Annotated in this window: 19 protein-coding genes; 5 read left to right on the top strand and 14 right to left on the bottom strand. The window is 61.0% G+C overall.

The window, feature by feature from the left end:
• Positions 1-18 precede the first annotated feature (18 nt).
• Positions 19-399, top strand: a complete 381-nt coding sequence (locus ACW9IB_RS04210; protein WP_457412501.1) for a helicase — start codon at positions 19-21, stop codon at positions 397-399.
• Positions 400-441: 42 nt separating this feature from the next.
• Here ACW9IB_RS04210 and ACW9IB_RS04215 read toward each other — a convergent pair whose 3' ends face one another.
• From ACW9IB_RS04215 to exbB, 7 genes are all read right to left on the bottom strand, one after another.
• Positions 442-1,383, bottom strand: coding sequence for a hypothetical protein (locus ACW9IB_RS04215; RefSeq protein WP_457412503.1), 942 nt, complete (start codon positions 1,381-1,383; stop codon positions 442-444).
• Positions 1,384-1,760: 377 nt separating this feature from the next.
• The gene (locus ACW9IB_RS04220; RefSeq protein WP_457364818.1) at positions 1,761-3,161 is read right to left on the bottom strand and encodes an HDOD domain-containing protein; all 1,401 of its coding nucleotides are present in this window, start codon (positions 3,159-3,161) and stop codon (positions 1,761-1,763) included.
• Between the two features lie 77 nt (positions 3,162-3,238).
• Positions 3,239-5,314, bottom strand: a complete 2,076-nt coding sequence (recG, locus tag ACW9IB_RS04225; protein ID WP_457412505.1) for an ATP-dependent DNA helicase RecG — start codon at positions 5,312-5,314, stop codon at positions 3,239-3,241.
• A gap of 8 nt (positions 5,315-5,322) precedes the next feature.
• Positions 5,323-6,243 (bottom strand): LysR substrate-binding domain-containing protein, encoded by a 921-nt coding sequence (locus ACW9IB_RS04230; protein WP_457364820.1) that lies wholly within the window; start codon positions 6,241-6,243, stop codon positions 5,323-5,325.
• Positions 6,244-6,388: 145 nt separating this feature from the next.
• Complete coding sequence (locus tag ACW9IB_RS04235) at positions 6,389-7,135, bottom strand: energy transducer TonB family protein (RefSeq protein WP_457364821.1); 747 nt, start codon at positions 7,133-7,135, stop codon at positions 6,389-6,391.
• Complete coding sequence (gene exbD / locus ACW9IB_RS04240) at positions 7,132-7,557, bottom strand: TonB system transport protein ExbD (RefSeq protein ID WP_017526806.1); 426 nt, start codon at positions 7,555-7,557, stop codon at positions 7,132-7,134. The genes ACW9IB_RS04235 and exbD overlap by 4 nt, the downstream gene beginning before the upstream one ends.
• Positions 7,558-7,563: 6 nt before the next feature.
• Positions 7,564-8,535, bottom strand: a complete 972-nt coding sequence (gene exbB, locus ACW9IB_RS04245) for a tonB-system energizer ExbB (RefSeq protein ID WP_457364822.1) — start codon at positions 8,533-8,535, stop codon at positions 7,564-7,566.
• A gap of 188 nt (positions 8,536-8,723) precedes the next feature.
• Between exbB and ACW9IB_RS04250 the strand changes: the two genes are divergently transcribed.
• Positions 8,724-9,575, top strand: a complete 852-nt coding sequence (locus ACW9IB_RS04250; RefSeq protein WP_457364823.1) for an SDR family oxidoreductase — start codon at positions 8,724-8,726, stop codon at positions 9,573-9,575.
• 125 nt (positions 9,576-9,700) lie between these two features.
• On the opposite strand, the gene ACW9IB_RS04255 is transcribed toward ACW9IB_RS04250, so the two are convergent.
• The 6 genes from ACW9IB_RS04255 to ACW9IB_RS04280 all read right to left on the bottom strand — a co-directional run bounded on the left by ACW9IB_RS04255 (position 9,701) and on the right by ACW9IB_RS04280 (position 14,994).
• Positions 9,701-10,441 (bottom strand): hypothetical protein, encoded by a 741-nt coding sequence (locus tag ACW9IB_RS04255; protein ID WP_457364824.1) that lies wholly within the window; start codon positions 10,439-10,441, stop codon positions 9,701-9,703.
• A gap of 56 nt (positions 10,442-10,497) precedes the next feature.
• Positions 10,498-10,878, bottom strand: coding sequence for a RidA family protein (locus tag ACW9IB_RS04260; protein WP_404697239.1), 381 nt, complete (start codon positions 10,876-10,878; stop codon positions 10,498-10,500).
• Between the two features lie 24 nt (positions 10,879-10,902).
• A complete protein-coding gene (gene spoT / locus ACW9IB_RS04265; RefSeq protein ID WP_457364825.1) occupies positions 10,903-13,008 on the bottom strand; it encodes a bifunctional GTP diphosphokinase/guanosine-3',5'-bis pyrophosphate 3'-pyrophosphohydrolase in 2,106 nt (701 codons plus the stop codon).
• 60 nt (positions 13,009-13,068) lie between these two features.
• Complete coding sequence (gene rpoZ, locus ACW9IB_RS04270) at positions 13,069-13,332, bottom strand: DNA-directed RNA polymerase subunit omega (protein WP_060753671.1); 264 nt, start codon at positions 13,330-13,332, stop codon at positions 13,069-13,071.
• A 167-nt stretch (positions 13,333-13,499) separates the two neighbouring features.
• Entirely contained in the window at positions 13,500-14,120 is a 621-nt protein-coding gene (gene gmk, locus ACW9IB_RS04275; RefSeq protein ID WP_032884410.1) for a guanylate kinase, read from the bottom strand.
• 10 nt (positions 14,121-14,130) lie between these two features.
• Complete coding sequence (locus ACW9IB_RS04280) at positions 14,131-14,994, bottom strand: YicC/YloC family endoribonuclease (protein ID WP_457364827.1); 864 nt, start codon at positions 14,992-14,994, stop codon at positions 14,131-14,133.
• 185 nt (positions 14,995-15,179) lie between these two features.
• On the opposite strand from ACW9IB_RS04280, the gene rph reads away from it, so the two are divergent.
• Complete coding sequence (rph, locus tag ACW9IB_RS04285) at positions 15,180-15,902, top strand: ribonuclease PH (RefSeq protein ID WP_017735760.1); 723 nt, start codon at positions 15,180-15,182, stop codon at positions 15,900-15,902.
• A 22-nt stretch (positions 15,903-15,924) separates the two neighbouring features.
• Entirely contained in the window at positions 15,925-16,293 is a 369-nt protein-coding gene (locus tag ACW9IB_RS04290; RefSeq protein ID WP_457364828.1) for a DUF4870 domain-containing protein, read from the top strand.
• A 58-nt stretch (positions 16,294-16,351) separates the two neighbouring features.
• Here ACW9IB_RS04290 and ACW9IB_RS04295 read toward each other — a convergent pair whose 3' ends face one another.
• Positions 16,352-17,131, bottom strand: a complete 780-nt coding sequence (locus ACW9IB_RS04295; protein ID WP_457364829.1) for an exodeoxyribonuclease III — start codon at positions 17,129-17,131, stop codon at positions 16,352-16,354.
• Positions 17,132-17,213: 82 nt separating this feature from the next.
• Here ACW9IB_RS04295 and pyrE point away from each other — a divergent pair, with 82 nt between their 5' ends.
• Entirely contained in the window at positions 17,214-17,858 is a 645-nt protein-coding gene (pyrE, locus tag ACW9IB_RS04300; RefSeq protein ID WP_457364830.1) for an orotate phosphoribosyltransferase, read from the top strand.

The raw sequence follows: 17,858 nt of genomic DNA on the forward strand, positions 1-17,858 counted from the left end.
TACGTTGAGGCCGTGTGCATGAAATTTCGTCTGCTTCTCTGGGTGCTGGGCCTGATCATGGGCAAAGCCAGCCGCACCAATCCTGCCTTCCAGCAACAGCTGGGTGACAAGGACCTGGCTTTCCAGCTGCAAACCCTGGACGGCAAGGTGGCCCGTCACTTCATCGTCAAAGACCAGCGCATCACCAGCCGCTCGGGCGTTCACCCGGCGCCGGCGTTCGCCATTGCGTTCAAGGATGCGGCCTTCGGCTTTGCCACGATGCAGGCGAAGGACAAGCAGCTGGCGTTCATGACGGGGATTCAGGACAAGACGATCCAGATCAAGGGCAACCCGGCACTGGTGATCTGGTTCCAGGGGCTGACCAAGTATTTGAAGCCGCGCAAAAAAAAGCGAGGTTAGTTGTAGTGGGTTCCCGGAGCGCTGAAGGCTCCGGGACCGGTATCAATTTACGACGACGTCGGGCCACAGATCATTGTTTTCTTGCTCATTTCGTGGCGTCTGTTGAGTGCGCTGAGTATCTTTTCCAACTTCATTGCGCCCGGTGAAAGTGACATTAATGTCGTTATCATCACTGCCGGATTCAAGACTCACGGTTTCAGTGTTACCCGCAGTTTCTGTAATCTGGATCCGTGCTTGAGCGTCGGGTAGTACGACCGTGTAGGCAGACTGTGATTCAATTCTGATGGCAGTCAGAGAGCGTACCATTATTTTATCGTGTTCTCCTTGGGCCAATATCCATGTCGATTGATCGTCAGTACGCTGGATGCCGCTCATCATAATGTTACTACCGGAACCACCGGAGAGATGGGCGGGACCCGCTGTGCCACCATATAACTTGTCATCGCCGGCTTCGCCAAATAATTCTCCTCCCCCCTGACCGAGTACGCCCAAATCTGCGCCATTGCCAAGATGTACTTGAGCATGTCCCCCGCCAGTCATTACTTGGTCGTTGCCTTCCCCAGTGTCAATCGTTACTTCTGTTTTGACGTCAGGGTCAATTATTACCGTATCGTCGCCCCCATAAGTTTTGATAGAAAGCTTGGCTTGGTTGCCACTGCGGTTGGACTCATCAATATCAAGTTTGATTGCTGCACCATTCGCGATAGCAGTTATCCGACCATCTATTTTTTTTATGTGGACAATGTCATCCGAGTTGCCTGTATTTATTTTTACCTCTGAGGCGGGGTAGAAACCGCGTTCATCAAAGGCTGTTCCTTGATCCCTGTGAGTAGTAACTGTTGTCTCTCCGTAATTAGCTATTCTGATGTTGCTGTTACTGCCCCACCCTGTTGAAGTATCAATCGACTGGGGCAGGGGATAGGACAGATTGCCAAGTTCGGGGCGCGGGTCGATATTAAGAAACTGATTGATGGGCATAGACATAGTAGGACGCTCTGCTTTCATTAAGTAGGAAGAATTTACTTGCGCACACTATGTGTATGGAGGTGATGGTTGAGTTCCGCTTTGTTTGTAACTGAGTGTCTTTAATATGGAATCTAAGCGTTTGGTGTAGAGCTATAGTATTGATTAACCACCTCTGTCGTCGCTTTTTAATAGGCGCATAGCCCTATCAGGCGTCAGCTGTTCCAGTCCAGGCTTGGAGATCAGTCGAGCATTTGAAAACGAAGAAAAAGAAATCCGTTTTCGGGAGGGCAGAGTTGGATTTATCGCAGGCAAGCCAGCTCCCACATTTGACGGTGTTTACACATCAAAATGTGGGAGTTGGCTTGCCTGCGATAGCGGTCTGACAGACTACAGAGTCAACCCTGGCTGAACTGGGAAGCCAATTCGCGCAACAGCACCTCGGCATCCAGCACCTTGCCCACTACTTCCTCGGCCTTCTCCCGGCTCAAGCCCAGGCGCTCCAGCAGCGCGTCGGGAATCGAATCGTCCGGGCCGGAGCCGATGCCACGGCTGCGCAGCAGGCGCACGGCCAGGCATACCAGGTTCGGGTATTCGGCGTACTGGCCGTCGTAGGTCGGGTCGTGCTGGAAGCGCAGGGCGGTGGACAGTTCGTCCGGCATATCCCAGTAGCGCATCAGCCAGGCACCGATCTGCTCGCGGCTGATCCCCAGCAAATGCTGTTCGATATAGCTGTGGCACAGGTGCGGGTTGACCTCCAGGTGGCGGCAGATCAGCGAGAAGTGCGGCGGGAACACGTGGGCCAGCAACAGGTAGCCGAAGTTGTGCAGCAGGCCGGCCAGGTAGGTCAGGCCGGCTTCGGGGCGCTGGGCGCGCGGCATGGCGCGGGTCAGGCCTTCGATCACCGCAGCGGTGTAGATCGACTGGTGCCAGTACGGTGTGGACTGGTGCGGGTGGTCCTTGGGCAGGCTCAGGGTCTTGCCCAGGGCCAGGCCCAGCGCCAGGTTGATCACCAGGTCGAAGCCCAGCACGCGCACGATGGCGTCTTCCACCGAGCGGATCTTGCCCGGTGAGGCGTAGTACGGCGATGCGGCCCAGCTCACCACTTGGGCGGCCAGCGCCGGGTCGGTTTCCACCACGCCGGTGATGTCGTCGATGGTGGCGTTCGGGTCGACGCGCAGTTTGATGATCTTCTGCGCGGTATCGGCCAGCGGCGGAATCTCGATGGTCGCTTCCAGGCGCTGCTGGATGCGGCGGGCGGTGAACGCCTGCATCGCCTGGGTGATTTCCTCGCGGTCATCGTTAGGGCGGTCGAGGTTCGGACGAATGTTGGCAATCGGTTCGCCGAATTGCCCGGCACTGGCCTTGTTGAGCAGGGTCTTGAACGCGTCGGTGGGGATTTCCAGCAGCAGTCCGGCTTCACCCGAATGCACCAGCAGGCTCGGTTCGTTGAGCAGGCTGCCTTCGTACAGGCACGGCGAACTGGTAATGGGCGGCAGGCCGGGCAGCAGGCTCAGCTCGTGTTTGGCCAGCATGCGCTCGACGCGGTCCGGCGACACGGCCGTGAGGCGGCGTCCGGTCAGTTCGGCGAGGCGGTTGAGGTCGAGCAACTGATTCTGCGGGAACAGCACCATCAGGGCGCCCACCGCATCTTCCAGCAACACGGCCTGGACCTTTCGCGCGGGATTCAGGCCAGGTTGTTCGGCAACTTCCGTGTAGCTGATGGCGAGTTTTGCGAGCAGGGCCCGAATGACCGGCGGGGCGGTCAGTGGGGCTGTGGCGAGGGCAACTTCTGACATGGCCTGATCCAAATTCGTACAGTCATCGAAGTATAACCAGCTTGATACAACTGTTGGTCGACTAAGTGAGTCAGGCGTCACACTTGGCCGTATTGTTGCCCATGGCGCAGCCAGCGATCGAGCAGCGGGCTGACGTGGTCCGGCCAGCGTTCGAGCAGCGCCTGGGCGGCATCGCGCACGGCGGGCAGCAAGTCGGCATCGCGCATCAGGTCGGCGACCTTGAATTGCAGCAGGCCGGTCTGGCGGGTGCCGAGCATTTCGCCGGGGCCGCGCAGTTCGAGGTCTTTTTCGGCGATGACAAAACCGTCGTTGGTTTCGCGCATGATCCCCAGGCGCTGGCGCCCGATCTGCGACAGCGGCGGGTGATACAGCAACACGCAATGGCTGGCGGCGCTGCCCCGGCCTACGCGTCCGCGCAGTTGGTGCAGTTGCGCAAGGCCCAGGCGCTCGGGGTTTTCAATAATCATCAGGCTGGCGTTGGGCACGTCCACACCCACTTCGATCACGGTGGTGGCCACCAGTAGTTGCAGATTGCCAGCCTTGAACTCCGCCATCACCGCAGCCTTTTCCGCCGGCTTCATGCGGCCATGGATCAAGCCGACCTTGAGTTCGCCGAGGGCGCTGGTGAGGTCTTCGAAGGTGGTCTCGGCAGCCTGGCAGGTCAGCTCTTCGGATTCTTCGATCAGGGTGCACACCCAGTACGCCTGGCGGCCTTCGGCGCAGGCGCTGCGCACCCGTTCGATCACTTCGACCCGCCGGGTGTCGGTGACCAGCACGGTATTGACCGGCGTGCGCCCGGGGGGCAGTTCGTCGAGGATCGAGGTGTCGAGGTCCGCGTAGGCGCTCATGGCCAGGGTGCGCGGGATCGGCGTGGCGGTCATGATCAACTGGTGCGGGCTCATGCGGCCGCCCACGCCTTTCTGACGCAGGGCCAGGCGCTGTTGCACGCCGAAGCGATGCTGCTCGTCGATGATCACCAGGGCCAGGTTCTTGAACTGCACTTCGTCCTGGAACAGTGCGTGGGTGCCCACCACCATGGGGGCGCCGGCGGCAATTTGTTCCAGGGCGGCGGTGCGGTTCTTGCCCTTGAGCTTGCCGGCCAGCCACGCCACTTCGAGGCCTAGAGGTTCGAGCCAGTGCTTGAAGGTGATGAAGTGCTGCTCGGCGAGAATCTCGGTGGGTGCCATCAGGGCGACCTGGTAACCCGCCTCCAGCGCTTGCAAGGCGGCGAGGGCAGCGACCACGGTCTTGCCCGCACCTACATCGCCCTGGATCAGCCGCAGCATGGGTTCCTGCTGGCTGAGGTCATAGGCGATTTCATTGCCCACGCGTTGCTGGGCACCGGTCGGCGCAAAGCCGAGGTTGGCCAGGTATTGTGCGGGCAAGTGCTTGGCCTTGGGCATGGCCGGCGCACGCAGGGCGCGCATGCTTTCACGCAGGCGCTGTTGGGACAGCTGGTGCGTCAGCAGTTCTTCGAAGGCCAGACGGTGCTGTGCCCAGTGATGGCCCAGGGCTAGCTCGTCGACATCGGCATCGGCGGGCGGGTGATGCAGGTAGCGAATCGCATCGGCCAGCGGCGCCAGTTGATAGTCGCGGGCCAGTTCCAGTGGCAGCCAGTCGGGCAAGCTTTTCGGGCCGAGCAGGGTCAGGGTCTGCATGCACAGCTGGCGCAGGCGTTGCTGGGTGAGGCCTTCGGTGAGCGGGTAGATCGGGGTGAGCGTGGCGTCCACCGGTGGTGGCTCGTCGCCGGTAATGGCGCGGTATTCCGGGTGGTAGATTTCCAGGCCCGATGCACCGGGCCGCGCTTCGCCGTAGCAGCGTACGCGGGTGCCACGCTTGAGGCCTTCCTTCTGCGCGTTGCTGAAATGGTAGAAGCGCAGGCTCAGCCCACCGGTGCCGTCTTGCAGGCGTACCACCAGGCTGCGGCGCTTGCCCATCACCACGTCGGCGCCACTGACGGTGCCCTCGATGACGGCATCCTGACCGGGGCGCAGATGACCGATGGGCACTACGCGCGTGCGGTCCTGATAGCGCAGGGGCAGGTGGAACAGCACGTCCTGGAGGTTTTCCAGGCCGACCTTGGCCAGCTTCTCGGCCATGGCTTCACCGACACCTTTTAGGGTCGTCACCGACACCTGCGACAGCTCAGTCATACGGTGAATCAGCTCGCGACAGGCGGCTTGGCCACCGAGCACAGGCGGATCGAGTCGGCAAGGATCTCAATGGCTTTTGGCCGTGGGAAGCTGGCGCGCCAGGCGATGGCCACGGTCCGGAACGGCACCGGTGGTGTCAGTGGGCGCACTTCGATCACGCCGGGGGCGTAGTGATGGCTGTCCACTGCCGACAGCGGCAGGATCGAAATGCCCAGGCCGGAGGCGACCATGTGACGGATGGTTTCCAGGGAGCTGGATTCCACCGTGGTGTGCTTGGCGCCGTCGTTGCCCTTGGTCAGGGTCGGGCAGGCTTCCAATACCTGGTCGCGGAAGCAGTGGCCTTCGCCGAGCAGCAGCAGGCTCTTGTCGTTGAGCAGGGCGGCGTCGATGGTGTCTTTTTTGGTCCACGGGTGGTCGGCTGGCATCAACACCTGGAACGACTCGTCGTAGAGCTGCAGGGTGAGTACGTCCGCTTCGCTGAATGGCAGGGCGATGATGATCGCGTCCAGCTCGCCGTTGCGCAGTTTGTCGCGCAGGACGTGGGTGAAGTTTTCTTCGATGTACAACGGCATCTGCGGGGCGACGCGGTGCAGTTGCGGGATCAGGTGCGGGAACAGGTACGGGCCGACGGTGTAGATGGCGCCGACCTTGAGCGGTGCGGTCAGCTGGTTCTTGCCGGCCTGGGCGAGTTCGCGAATGCTCTGGGCTTGCTCCAGGACCTTCTGGGCCTGGGCGACAATGCCTTCGCCCACCGGAGTCAGGCGTACGGCGCTCTTGCTGCGCTCGAAAATCAGCACACCGAGTTCGTCTTCAAGCTTTTTCACGCCCACCGACAGCGTCGGCTGGCTGACGTGGCAACGCTCGGCCGCGTGGCCGAAGTGCTGCTCTTGGGCGAGGGTAACGATGTAGCGTAATTCTGTCAGTGTCATAGCGGGCGTCCATGAGGTGCGGGCCAAGCATACCGGCTGCAATCGATAGACGCACGTTATCAGAACTTTGACAGGGATTGAGCGCAGAGCAGGGGAGATTTTGCTGAAGGTGGCGAGGATTGCCCCTCACCACCGTCATTTTTCGCTAGCGGCGCTTTTCGATGTTGTAGACGAAAGGCGCAACGATTTCGATGCTGCCGCCTTTCAACATGTCGGCCGGTGGCTTGGGCAGGGGCTGGGCACGACGGATCATGTCCAATGTCGCGCGGTCGAGGTCGGCATTGCCGGAGCGACCCACCAGTTCGTACGACAGCACGTTGCCTTCGCCGTCCACCACGAAACGCAAGCGGTTCAAGCCTTCCTTGCCACGGGCCTGGGCGCCTGGCGGGTACTTCTTGTACTTCTGCAGGTGCGCGAGCAGGGTGCCTTCCCACGAAGCCTTGGCGGCTATCTGTTGGGGCGACGGACCTGGCGCCGGCTGGGCGGATTTTTCCACCGGGGCATTGGTCGGCGGGGTTTCGCTCGGCGGCTCTTCGGAAGGTTTCTCCTTGGGCGGCTCGGGCTTTTTCTCCACCGGTTTGGGTGGCTGCGGTTTCGGCTTGGGCTTGACCGGCTTGGGCACCTGGATGGTCGGTTTGGGGGCCTCGGCCAGTTTCGGCAGGGGCAACTCTTCTACCGGTGCAGGCGGCTGCGGTGGCGTGACTACCTTGGGCGGTGCCGGCGGTGGAGGCGCCGGCATGGGTGCCAGGTCGATGACCATGGCCGCTGGCGGCAGCACCACCGTGTGCGGCGCCGACCAATGGAGCGCGATGGCGATCGCGACGGCATGCACGCCCAGCACGACGGCGAGGCTGGTGCCATAACGCGTCAGTTTGTGGCGCGTCGTGATCATTTCTTGGCTGCCGTCTCAAGTCCGACCAGGCCTACCTTGAGGTAGCCGGCTGCCCGCAGGGCATCCATCACGCTCATCAGGTCGCCGTAGTCCACGCCCTTGTCGGCCTGGAAGAAGATCGTCGTGTCTTTCTTGCCCTGGGTCTTGGCGTCGAGCACCGGGCCCAGGGTTTCAGTCTTGACTTCTTCTTCGCCCAGGAACAGGCGCTGGTCCGCCTTGACGCTGAGGAAGATCGGTTTCTCTGGCCGTGGCGCCGGCTTGGCGCTGGACGCGGGCAGGTCAACCTTGATGTCCACGGTCGCCAGCGGGGCTGCCACCATGAAGATGATCAACAGCACCAGCATCACGTCGATGAACGGCGTGACGTTGATTTCGTGGTTCTCGACGAGTTCGTCGTCGCCTTGATTCAAATGCAGGCCCATGGCCGATTACCCCACTTTCACCATGTGCGGTTGCGAGCTGCGCTCGGTAGGCAGGTGGTCGAGGTCGCGGCTGACCAACAGCAGGACTTCTGCCGACGCATCCGACACCTGGGCTTTGTAGCCGGCGATCGAACGGGCGAAGACGTTGTAGATGACGACCGCAGGAATCGCGGCAACCAGGCCCAGGGCGGTTGCCAACAGGGCTTCGGCGATGCCCGGGGCAACGACGGCGAGGTTGGTGGTCTGGGTTTTGGCGATGCCGATGAAGCTGTTCATGATGCCCCACACGGTACCGAACAGACCCACGAACGGCGCGGTGGAACCGATGGTCGCCAGTACGCCGGTGCCGCTGCTCATGTTGCGACCGCAGGCGGCAACCAGGCGCTCCAGACGGAAGCTGACGCGTTCCTTGATGCCTTCTTTCTCGCGGGTGTTGGCCGACAGGCGCATTTCTTCCAGCGCGTCGTGTACCAGCAGGTTCGCCAGGGTGCCCTTTTTGGTTGCGGTCTCGCTGGCTTCCTTGAGGGTGGTGGCTTTTTTCAGGTGGGCGATTTCACTGCGCAGACGACGCTTGGCGCCCAGCAGCTCGAAGCCCTTGGCGATCCAGATGGTCCAGGTAATGATCGAGGCGATGGCCAGGCCGATCATCACGGCTTTTACCACCACGTCTGCATTCTGATACATGCCCCACGGCGACAGGTCGTGGGCCATGCCCAGGGTGTTGTCTTCTTCGAGGACAACGCCGGTGTCGTCGGCAGGGGCTGCGGCCGGGTCGGTGGCAGCCGGCGCGGCGGCGGCCGGTGCAGCCGGAGTGGCGGTATTGTGCTCGGCAGCGGCCGGTGCGGCAGGGGCAGTGGCGTCTGCGAAGGCGGCGGTCGGCGCCAGCAGTACGCTGAACAACAGCGCGGCAATCGCGCGCCAGGCGCGGGACGAGCTGTGAGGCTTGGTTGGCGAAGCGGGAAGGTTATTGCGTGTCATGCTGGCCGGACCTGAGTAAAAAAATGAGTGATCGCCCTGCCAGACCCAAGGGGGTCGAGGACAAATGGGCGGTTATTATTGCAAGTAATTCTTGTTAACTAAAGTAATACAGTTACTTTATTTGTCGTTTTGCTGGCCGCTGGTCATCTGCGAGGGCTAATCTTGAGCTTTTCGTACGGAGTTCTGTGATGTCTGCGCCTTCTGTTGTGATTGCCGGCTGCGGCGACGTGGGTAGCCGGTTGGCCAGCCAATTGCTGGCGTCGAAATGGGAGGTTCATGGCCTGCGTCGCGATATTTCGCGCCTGCCGGACGGGGTGATCGGTATCGCCGGTGACCTGTTCAACAAGGATTGTCCCGACACCTGGCCCATTGGCGGGGTGGATTATCTGGTGTATTGCGCCGCTGCGACCGACCATGACGAGGCCGGCTATCGTGCAGCCTACGTGCAAGGGTTACAGCATGTGTTGGAGTGGCTGAATGACTATGGCCAGTCGCCCAAGCACTTGCTGTTTGTCTCCAGCAGCAGCGTTTATGGGCAGCAGAAGGGCGAGCGCGTCGATGAAACGTCCGACACCGAGGCGAAGGGCTATTCCGGCAAAATCATGCTGGAAGCCGAGCAAGTGGCGCTCGACAGCGGCATTCCGGCGAGTATCGTGCGTCTGACCGGCATCTACGGGCCGGGTCGTGAGTGGTTGCTGACTCAGGTGCGACAAGGCTATCGCGTGGCAGTCGATCCGCCTTTATATGGCAACCGGATTCACGCAGAGGATGCGGCAGGGTTGCTGGCCTTTTTGTTGCGTCATGTGGAAAAAGGCGGCTCGCTGGACAAGATCTACATCGGTGTCGACGATGCGCCCGCGCCGCTGGCCGAGGTGGTGGGCTGGTTGCGCGAATACCTGGGCGTGACCGAATGGGCCGAGGACGCCAGTGTGCGCCGTGCAGGGAGCAAACAGTGCAGTAACGCACGGGCCAGGGCCCTGGGTTGGGAGCCGATCTATCCCAGCTATCGCGAGGGCTACGCCGCCATCCTCAAAGGCTGAAACGTGATCTAACAAAGTGGGAGCTGGCTTGTCGGGTCGCCGCATCGCTGCGAAGACGGCGGCATGGCCAACAGGGTGTCTGCCAAGACAGTTGCTCCCACATTTGTAGCGTGTGAGGCGGGTTATTACTTTTCCAGGAGCCACTGGCGTGGGCCCGGAGTAAACGACGGCACTTCGTCCGTCTGTGCGGTGTTCACCGCCTGGAAAATTTCCAGCTGCTTGCCCTTGCGAGCGAAGATCCACGGGTTGCCCTTGCCGTTCAGCTGCAGCCAGATGCTGTCGTAGCCGCCGCTCATGGAGGCGCAGTCGCCTGCCAGGCAGAGCGAGTACTGATCGACGCCAGGCAGGCCGGCCACTTGACCGTTGGGCTGGAACTGCACCGTTGCGCCCTGGCCGTTGCCGTCGATGATTTTCCAGTCGCCGCCCATGTAGGCCGCATACAGCGCGCGTTCGAAGTTGGCGCCCAGTGGCGCGCCTTCCGGAGCGGGGTCTTTGGCGCGTGCGAACAGTTGCTCTGGCTCGTTGTCGTTGGCCACTTGCAGCAGTTGTTTGCCTTTGCGCTTGAGTTCGGTGGCGGAGCTGCCGTAGAAGTCCACGCTCCAGGCGCCGGATTTCTCACCGAGCAACTTGCCTTCGGCGACTTCAAAGCCGTTGTAGTAGCGCGCCTGCGCAGCCTTGGCGTTGACCTCCCATTCGAGGTTCGGGCCATAGCTTTGCAGCGCTTCACGCAAAGGGCCGCCCTTGGCTGCCGCATCGATGGCAACCTGGTTGATCCAGGTGCCGCTCACATCCAGGTCGGCGGGATTGCTGGCACAACCGCCGAGCAACAGGGCGAGCAGTGACGAGGCTACAAGCGCTTTGCGCATCATGAAATCCTTTTAAAACGAAGTCGGCGCAACCGATGTCGGTTGCGCCGGGTGTTTTACTCGATGACCAGGATCGCGTCCATCTCAACCTGTGCACCCTTTGGCAGGGCGGCCACGCCAATGGCGGCGCGGGCAGGGTAAGGCTGTTCGAAGTACTTGCCCATGATCTCGTTGACCTTGGCGAAGTGGCTCAGGTCAGTGAGGAAGATGTTCAGCTTGACGATGTCTTTGAACGAACCGCCGGCGGCTTCGGCCACGGACTTGAGGTTCTCGAAGACCTGAACGGTCTGGGCTTCGAAGCCTTCCACCAGTTCCATGGTCTTCGGGTCCAGCGGAATCTGGCCGGACATGTAGACGGTGTTGCCCGCCTTGATGGCCTGGGAGTAGGTGCCGATGGCAGCCGGGGCCTTGTCGCTGGAGATAACGGTCTTGGTCATGAATGACTCCTTGTTGGAGGGGATTTATGCGCGCATGCGGGTGATGCGGATCACACCGGTCAAGGCGCGCAGCTTCTTGATCACGCGGGCCAGGTGCACACGGTCGTGCACGCTGACCACCAGTTGAACCACGCTGATGCGGCCATCGCGCTCGTCCATGCTGATTTTCTCGATGTTGCCGTCGGCCGCGTTGACGCTGCTGGCCAGCAGGGCGATCAGGCCGCGCTGGTGTTCCAGCTCCACCCGCAGCTCGACGTTGAATTCGCCGGTGACATCCTTGGCCCACGAGAGCTGGATGCATTTTTCCGGGTTGTGGCGGATTTCGGTGATGTTGCGGCAGTTGTCCAGGTGCACCACCATGCCTTTGCCCGCGGACAGGTGACCGACAATCGGGTCGCCCGGGATCGGCGTGCAGCACTTGGCGTAGCTGAGTACCAGTCCTTCGGTGCCGCGGATCGCCAGCGGACCTTCGGGGCTTGGCAACTGTTCGCCTTCGCCCAGCAGACGGCGTGCGACCACGTAGGCCATGCGGTTGCCCAGGCCGATGTCTTCCAGCAGGTCTTCGATGGTTTCCTGACGATACTCGTGGAGCATCGCTTGCACGCGCTCGGCCGGGATCTTGTCCAGGGCGCTGTCGAAACCGTTGAGGACTTTGTTCAGCAGGCGTTCGCCGAGGCTAATGGACTCGGAACGGCGCTGCAGCTTGAGGGCGTGGCGAATATGCGTGCGCGCCTTGCCGGTAACCACGAAGTTGAGCCAGGCCGGGTTCGGGCGTGCGCCGGGTGCGCTGACGATCTCCACGGTGGAACCGCTTTGCAGGGGTTCGGACAGCGGCGCGAGACGTCGATTGATCCGGCAGGCGATGCAGCTGTTGCCCACATCGGTATGCACGGCGTAGGCAAAGTCGACCGCCGTGGAGCCTTTGGGCAGCTCCATGATCCGGCCTTTGGGCGTGAACACGTAGACCTCGTCCGGGAATAGGTCGATCTTCACGCTTTCAATGAATTCGAGGGAGTTACCCGCACGTTGCTGCATTTCCAGCACGCCCTTGACCCATTGACGGGCGCGGGCATGGGTGCCTTTGGGCTGTTCGTCGCCGCTGGATTTATACAGCCAGTGCGCGGCGATGCCGTTGTTGGCCATCTCTTCCATTTCGCGGGTGCGGATCTGGATCTCGATCGGCACGCCGTGCATGCCGAACAGCGTGGTATGCAGTGACTGGTAGCCGTTGGCTTTGGGAATGGCGATGTAGTCCTTGAATCGGCCCGGCAACGGTTTGTACAGATTATGTACAGCGCCCAGTACGCGGTAGCAGGTGTCGACCTTGTCGACGATGATCCGGAACGCATACACGTCCATGATCTCGTTGAAGGCCCGGCGCTTGCCGCGCATCTTCTTGTAGATGCCGTAGATGTGTTTCTGCCGCCCGCTGACCTCGCCTTCGATTTCGTCGATCGCCAGGCAATGGCTCAGGGACTCTTCGATCTTGTTGACGATTTCCTTGCGATTGCCCCGGGCGCGCTTGACCGCCTGGTAGATGCGCGCGGAGCGCATCGGGTGCATGGCCTTGAAGCCGAGGTCTTCGAATTCGATGCGGATGGCATGCATGCCCAGCCGGTTGGCGATGGGCGCGTAGATTTCCAGGGTTTCCTTGGCGATACGCCGGCGTTTTTCGCCGGAGAGCACTTCCAGGGTGCGCATGTTGTGCAGTCGGTCGGCCAGCTTGACCAGGATCACGCGGATATCGCGTGCCATGGCCATGGCCATTTTCTGGAAGTTTTCCGCCTGGGCTTCGGCCTTGGTCTCGAAATTCATCTGGGTCAGTTTGCTGACCCCGTCGACCAGTTCGGCCACGGTATCGCCAAATTGGGAGCTGAGCGCTTCCTTGGCAATGCCGGTGTCTTCGATCACGTCATGCAGCATCGCGGCCATCAGGCTTTGATGGTCCATGTGCATGTCGGCCAGAATATTTGCCACCGCAAGAGGATGGGTGACGTACGCCTCGCCGCTGCGGCGGCGTTGGCCGTCGTGGGCTTGTTCGGCGTAGAAATACGCTCGGCGGACCAGGTTGACCTGGTCTGGGCCGAGGTAGGCCGATAAGCGATCGGCGAGGGCGTCTATGCTCGGCAAAGTGTGAACTCCTGCCGTTGGCTGTGACCCCGCGCCGTGCTACGTCGACCAGGCATAGGCTTAGACCGCCTCGTTGGACTCGTCCTCGAACGCTGCGAACAGCGGTTCATCCTGAACGATTTCCTGTTCGGCGATGAACTCGTAGCTCATCAGGCCTTCGGCGATTTCACGCAGGGCGACAACGGTAGGCTTGTCGTTTTCCCACTGGACCAGGGGCTCTTTGCCGCCGGTGGCCAGTTGACGGGCACGCTTGGTAGAGAGCATGACCAGCTCAAAGCGGTTATCCACGTGTTCTAGGCAGTCTTCAACGGTTACGCGGGCCATGGTATTCCTCGGAGCGAATGCAAGATGCGCGCTGCCCGGTTGGGCAAGCGGACTAAGCAGTTTAAAAAATCACCAGCGTTTAGGGAAGCGCTGATTTTTCGCAGGCCCTCGCAAAATCGCCACAAGTGCCAATGTAAGGCCCTTGCGACGGTTTTGGGAAGAGCGGGTCAACCGAGCAGTTCGGCGAGTAATTTGCCAAAACGCTGCTGTTGGCGTTTTTGCTGAAGCTGATTGGTGCGGAAAATCGCCTTCAAATCATCCAGGGCGTGGGAAAAGTCGTCATTGATGATCAGGTAGTCGTAGTCGACGTAGTGACTCATTTCGCTGACGGCTTCACGCATGCGGCCTTCGATGATCTCGTCGCTATCCTGGCCACGGTTGGTCAGGCGCTGGTGCAAGGCTTCAAGCGACGGCGGCAGGATGAAGATCGAGCGCGCCTTGGGCATCAGCTGGCGTACTTGCTCGGCGCCCTGCCAGTCGATTTCCAGGATCAGGTCGTGGCCTTCGTCCAGGGTCTGCTGCAGGTGGCTTTGCGAGGTGCCGTACAGGTTGCCGAATACTTCGGCACGCTCCAGGAAGTCGCCGTGTTCGATCATCTTGACGAACTCGGTGCGCTCGACGAAGTGATAGTGCACGCCATTCACTTCGCCCGGGCGCATGGCGCGGGTGGTGTGGGAGACCGAAATGCGGATCTGCTCGTCGGCGTCGGTCAGGGCCTTGACCAGGCTGCTCTTGCCCGCGCCCGAAGGGGCGGAAATGATGTAAAGGGTGCCAGTACTGTGGGTCATGGAAGTTGCCTTACTCGATATTCTGTACTTGTTCGCGCATCTGCTCGATCAACACCTTGAGGTTGACCGCCGCCTGGGTACTGCGCGGGTCGAATGCCTTGGAGCCCAGTGTATTGGCTTCGCGGTTGAGTTCCTGCATCAGGAAGTCGAGGCGCCGACCGGCGGCACCGCCGGACTTGAGCACGCGGCGCACTTCGTGGATGTGGGTGCTCAGGCGGTCGAGCTCTTCGGCGACGTCACTCTTTTGCGCCAGCAGGACCATTTCCTGCTCCAGGCGTGTCGGGTCGAGTTCGGCCTTCATGTCGGCGAAGCGGTCGAGCACTTTCTGGCGCTGGGTGGCGAGCATCTGCGGCACCAGCTCGCGCAGGGTCGCCACGTCTTCTTCGATGGAGGTCAGACGCTCATTGATGAGGCGGGCCAGCTCGGCGCCTTCGCGCTCGCGGCCGGCCTTGAGCTCCTTCAGACCTTGATTGAACAGGGCGAGGGCTTCGGCGTTGAGGGCTTGCGGATCGGTCGCGTCGGCGACCAGCACGCCGGGCCATGCCAGCACTTCCAGCGGGTTGAGGGCGGCAGGCTGCTTGATCAGGCCGGCGATGGTTTCGGCGGCGGCGACCAATTGCGCAGCACGGTCACGGTCGATCTGAAGCGGCTTGCCGGTATGCTCCTCGGTAAAGCGCAACGTGCATTCCAGCTTGCCCCGGGAGATACCCTGGCGCAGCGCTTCACGCACAGCGCCCTCGAGGTCGCGAAAGGATTCCGGCAGGCGCAGGTGCGGTTCCAGGTAGCGGCTGTTGACCGAGCGCAATTCCCAGCTCAGGGTGCCTTGTGCGCCGGCTTTTTCGACGCGGGCGAAGGCGGTCATGCTGTGCACCATGGCGGTACCTCGCGTTGCAGCCCCGCAAACACGGGCTGATGGTTAAGAAGGCGCAGGATTGTAGCGCAGTGGGGCGAGTGCGCCCAAACCCGGCCATTCGTAACCGAATTTTTAGATGTGCCCCGAATCGGTTGGCGGCTCTATAATGCTCGGCAGTTTTTCGTCCTCAGTACAGGTGTCTCCCTATGAAACGTCCAAGTGGTCGCGTTGCCGATCAGCTCCGCTCGATCCGCATCACCCGCAACTACACCAAACACGCCGAGGGGTCTGTACTGGTCGAGTTTGGCGATACCAAGGTGATCTGCACCGTCAGCGTCGAAAACGGTGTGCCGCGTTTCCTCAAGGGCCAGGGCCAGGGTTGGTTGACGGCTGAATACGGCATGCTGCCCCGTGCCACCGGCGAGCGTAACCAGCGTGAAGCCAGCCGCGGCAAGCAAGGCGGGCGTACCCTGGAAATCCAGCGTCTGATCGGTCGGTCCCTGCGCGCAGCCCTGGACATGTCCAAGCTGGGCGATGTGACCCTGTATGTCGATTGCGATGTGATCCAGGCTGACGGTGGCACTCGTACTGCCTCCATCACCGGCGCCATGGTGGCGTTGGTCGACGCGTTGAAAGTGATCAAGAAGCGCGGCGGCCTGAAAGGCGGTGACCCGCTCAAGCAAATGATCGCTGCCGTGTCGGTCGGCATGTATCAGGGCGAGCCTGTGCTGGACCTGGACTACCTGGAGGACTCGGCTGCCGAGACCGATCTGAACGTGGTGATGACCAGCACCGGCGGTTTCATCGAAGTGCAGGGCACCGCCGAAGGTGCGCCCTTCCAGCCGGCTGAACTGAACGCCATGCTGGCCCTCGCCCAGAAAGGCATGACCGAAATTTTCGAACTGCAGAACGCCGCCCTGGCGGACTGAGCCCGCTTCAAGGAGAAGCGCCATGAATGACAGCCAGATGCCGGTACCTACGCCTTCCTACGAAGTGCGACAGGGGGCCATGTTGTGCCATCTCGCGGCGTTTCTGGGGTTTGTATTTCCCTTCGGCAGCGTCGTGGGGCCGCTGATCCTGTGGCAGATGAAGAAGGAAAAGGATGCGTTCATCGACGATCAGGGCAAGGAAGCCTTGAACTTTCAGATCACCGTGGCCATCGCCTGGCTGGCTTGCATCGTGCTGGCCTTCGCGGTGGTTGGGTTCTTCCTGATGTTTTTCCTGGCGATCGCCACGGTGGTGCTGACGATCATCGGCAGCATCAAGGCCAACAAAGGTATTGCCTACCGCTACCCGTTGACCTGGCGTGTGATCAAATAATGAACGCCCACAAAAAAACCGACAGCGATGTCGGTTTTTTTGTGCCTGGAAAAAGACCTCAGATGGTCAGCGTCCAGTCGTAGTCCACGATCAGCGGCGCGTGCTGCGAGAAGCGCGGCTGGCGCGGCAGGCGTGCGCTGCGAACGAATCTGCGCAGGCCCGGGGTCAGCAGCTGATAATCGAAGCGCCAGCCCAGGTTGAGCATCTCGGCCTGTTCGTTATCCGGCCACCAGCTGTACTGGTCGCCTTCGCGATTGACTTCCCGCAGTGCGTCGACATAACCCATGTTGCCGACAATCTCGTCCATCCAGGCCCGCTCCGGCGCCAGGAAGCCCGGGGATTGCTGGCTGTCGCGCCAGTTCTTGATATCCAGCTTCTGTTGCGCCACGTACAGCGAGCCACAGTAAATGTACTCGCGACGTTTACGCCGCTGTTTATCCAGGTAACGGGCGAAGTCGTCCATTAGCTTGAACTTCTGGTTCAAGTCTTCATCGCCGTTCTGCCCCGAAGGGAGCAGCAAGGTCGCGATGCTGACCTTGTCGAAATCGGCTTGCAGGTAGCGCCCGTAGCGATCGGCTGTCTCGAAGCCGAGGCCGCTGATGACTGCCTTGGGTTGCAACCGCGAGTACAAAGCCACACCACCTTGGGAGGGTACTTCGGCATCGCAGGCATAAAGGAAGTAGCCATCCAGTTGGAAGGCTGGGTCGTCCAGTTCAAAGGCGGAGGCGCGGGTGTCCTGCAGGCAGATGACGTCGGCATTCTGTGCTTGCAGCCAACTGAGCAAACCACGCTCGACTGCAGCCTGAATACCATTGACGTTCACACTGATGATCCGCATAAATGGCCCCAAAAATCGCGTGCGTGTATGATACACGCCGTCTACCTAATTAGCTAAATCCGTGGTATCTGAGGCTTTTTTCATGCAGGCGTATCAACGCGATTTCATTCGTTTTGCCATCGATCGCGGGGTTTTGCGCTTCGGTGAGTTCACCCTCAAGTCCGGGCGCACCAGCCCGTATTTCTTCAATGCGGGCCTGTTCAACTCCGGTTCCGCGTTGGCTCAATTGGGTCGTTTCTATGCGGCCGCTATCGTTGAAAGCGGTATTCCTTTCGACGTGCTGTTCGGCCCGGCCTACAAAGGTATTCCCCTGGCCGCCGCGACCGCCGTCGCCCTGGCCGAGCACCACGGGCAGGACCTGCCATGGTGCTTCAACCGCAAGGAAGCCAAGGCCCACGGTGAAGGCGGCAGCCTGGTGGGCGCTCCGCTCAAGGGTGACGTGCTGATCATCGATGACGTGATCACTGCCGGCACCGCGATCCGTGAAGTGATGCAGATTATCGCCTCCCAGGACGGCGCCAAGGCCGCCGGCGTGCTGATCGCATTGAACCGTCAGGAGCGTGGCAACGGTGAGTTGTCGGCGATCCAGGAAGTGGAGCGTGACTTCGGCATTCCGGTGGTGAGCATCGTATCGCTGAACCAGGTGCTGCAATTCCTGGAAGATGATCCGCAGCTCAAGCAGCATTTGCCTGCGGTTCGCGCATACCGCGAGCAGTTTGGCGTCTGA

It is taken from the genome of Pseudomonas sp. SDO524_S393 (assembly GCF_054071875.1).

Bases quoted from the DNA above. Each gene is read 5' to 3' on its own strand.
- ACW9IB_RS04220 (WP_457364818.1), bottom strand. From the start codon at position 3,161: ATGTCAGAAGTTGCCCTCGCCACAGCCCCACTGACCGCCCCGCCGGTC.
- ACW9IB_RS04210 (WP_457412501.1), top strand. From the start codon at position 19: ATGAAATTTCGTCTGCTTCTCTGGGTGCTGGGCCTGATCATGGGCAAA.
- ACW9IB_RS04250 (WP_457364823.1), top strand. From the start codon at position 8,724: ATGTCTGCGCCTTCTGTTGTGATTGCCGGCTGCGGCGACGTGGGTAGC.
- exbB (WP_457364822.1), bottom strand. From the start codon at position 8,535: ATGACACGCAATAACCTTCCCGCTTCGCCAACCAAGCCTCACAGCTCG.
- ACW9IB_RS04235 (WP_457364821.1), bottom strand. From the start codon at position 7,135: ATGATCACGACGCGCCACAAACTGACGCGTTATGGCACCAGCCTCGCC.
- exbD (WP_017526806.1), bottom strand. From the start codon at position 7,557: ATGGGCCTGCATTTGAATCAAGGCGACGACGAACTCGTCGAGAACCAC.
- ACW9IB_RS04260 (WP_404697239.1), bottom strand. From the start codon at position 10,878: ATGACCAAGACCGTTATCTCCAGCGACAAGGCCCCGGCTGCCATCGGC.
- pyrE (WP_457364830.1), top strand. From the start codon at position 17,214: ATGCAGGCGTATCAACGCGATTTCATTCGTTTTGCCATCGATCGCGGG.
- ACW9IB_RS04230 (WP_457364820.1), bottom strand. From the start codon at position 6,243: ATGACACTGACAGAATTACGCTACATCGTTACCCTCGCCCAAGAGCAG.
- ACW9IB_RS04215 (WP_457412503.1), bottom strand. From the start codon at position 1,383: ATGTCTATGCCCATCAATCAGTTTCTTAATATCGACCCGCGCCCCGAA.
- ACW9IB_RS04295 (WP_457364829.1), bottom strand. From the start codon at position 17,131: ATGCGGATCATCAGTGTGAACGTCAATGGTATTCAGGCTGCAGTCGAG.
- ACW9IB_RS04255 (WP_457364824.1), bottom strand. From the start codon at position 10,441: ATGCGCAAAGCGCTTGTAGCCTCGTCACTGCTCGCCCTGTTGCTCGGC.
- rpoZ (WP_060753671.1), bottom strand. From the start codon at position 13,332: ATGGCCCGCGTAACCGTTGAAGACTGCCTAGAACACGTGGATAACCGC.
- ACW9IB_RS04290 (WP_457364828.1), top strand. From the start codon at position 15,925: ATGAATGACAGCCAGATGCCGGTACCTACGCCTTCCTACGAAGTGCGA.
- recG (WP_457412505.1), bottom strand. From the start codon at position 5,314: ATGACTGAGCTGTCGCAGGTGTCGGTGACGACCCTAAAAGGTGTCGGT.
- rph (WP_017735760.1), top strand. From the start codon at position 15,180: ATGAAACGTCCAAGTGGTCGCGTTGCCGATCAGCTCCGCTCGATCCGC.
- gmk (WP_032884410.1), bottom strand. From the start codon at position 14,120: ATGACCCACAGTACTGGCACCCTTTACATCATTTCCGCCCCTTCGGGC.
- ACW9IB_RS04280 (WP_457364827.1), bottom strand. From the start codon at position 14,994: ATGGTGCACAGCATGACCGCCTTCGCCCGCGTCGAAAAAGCCGGCGCA.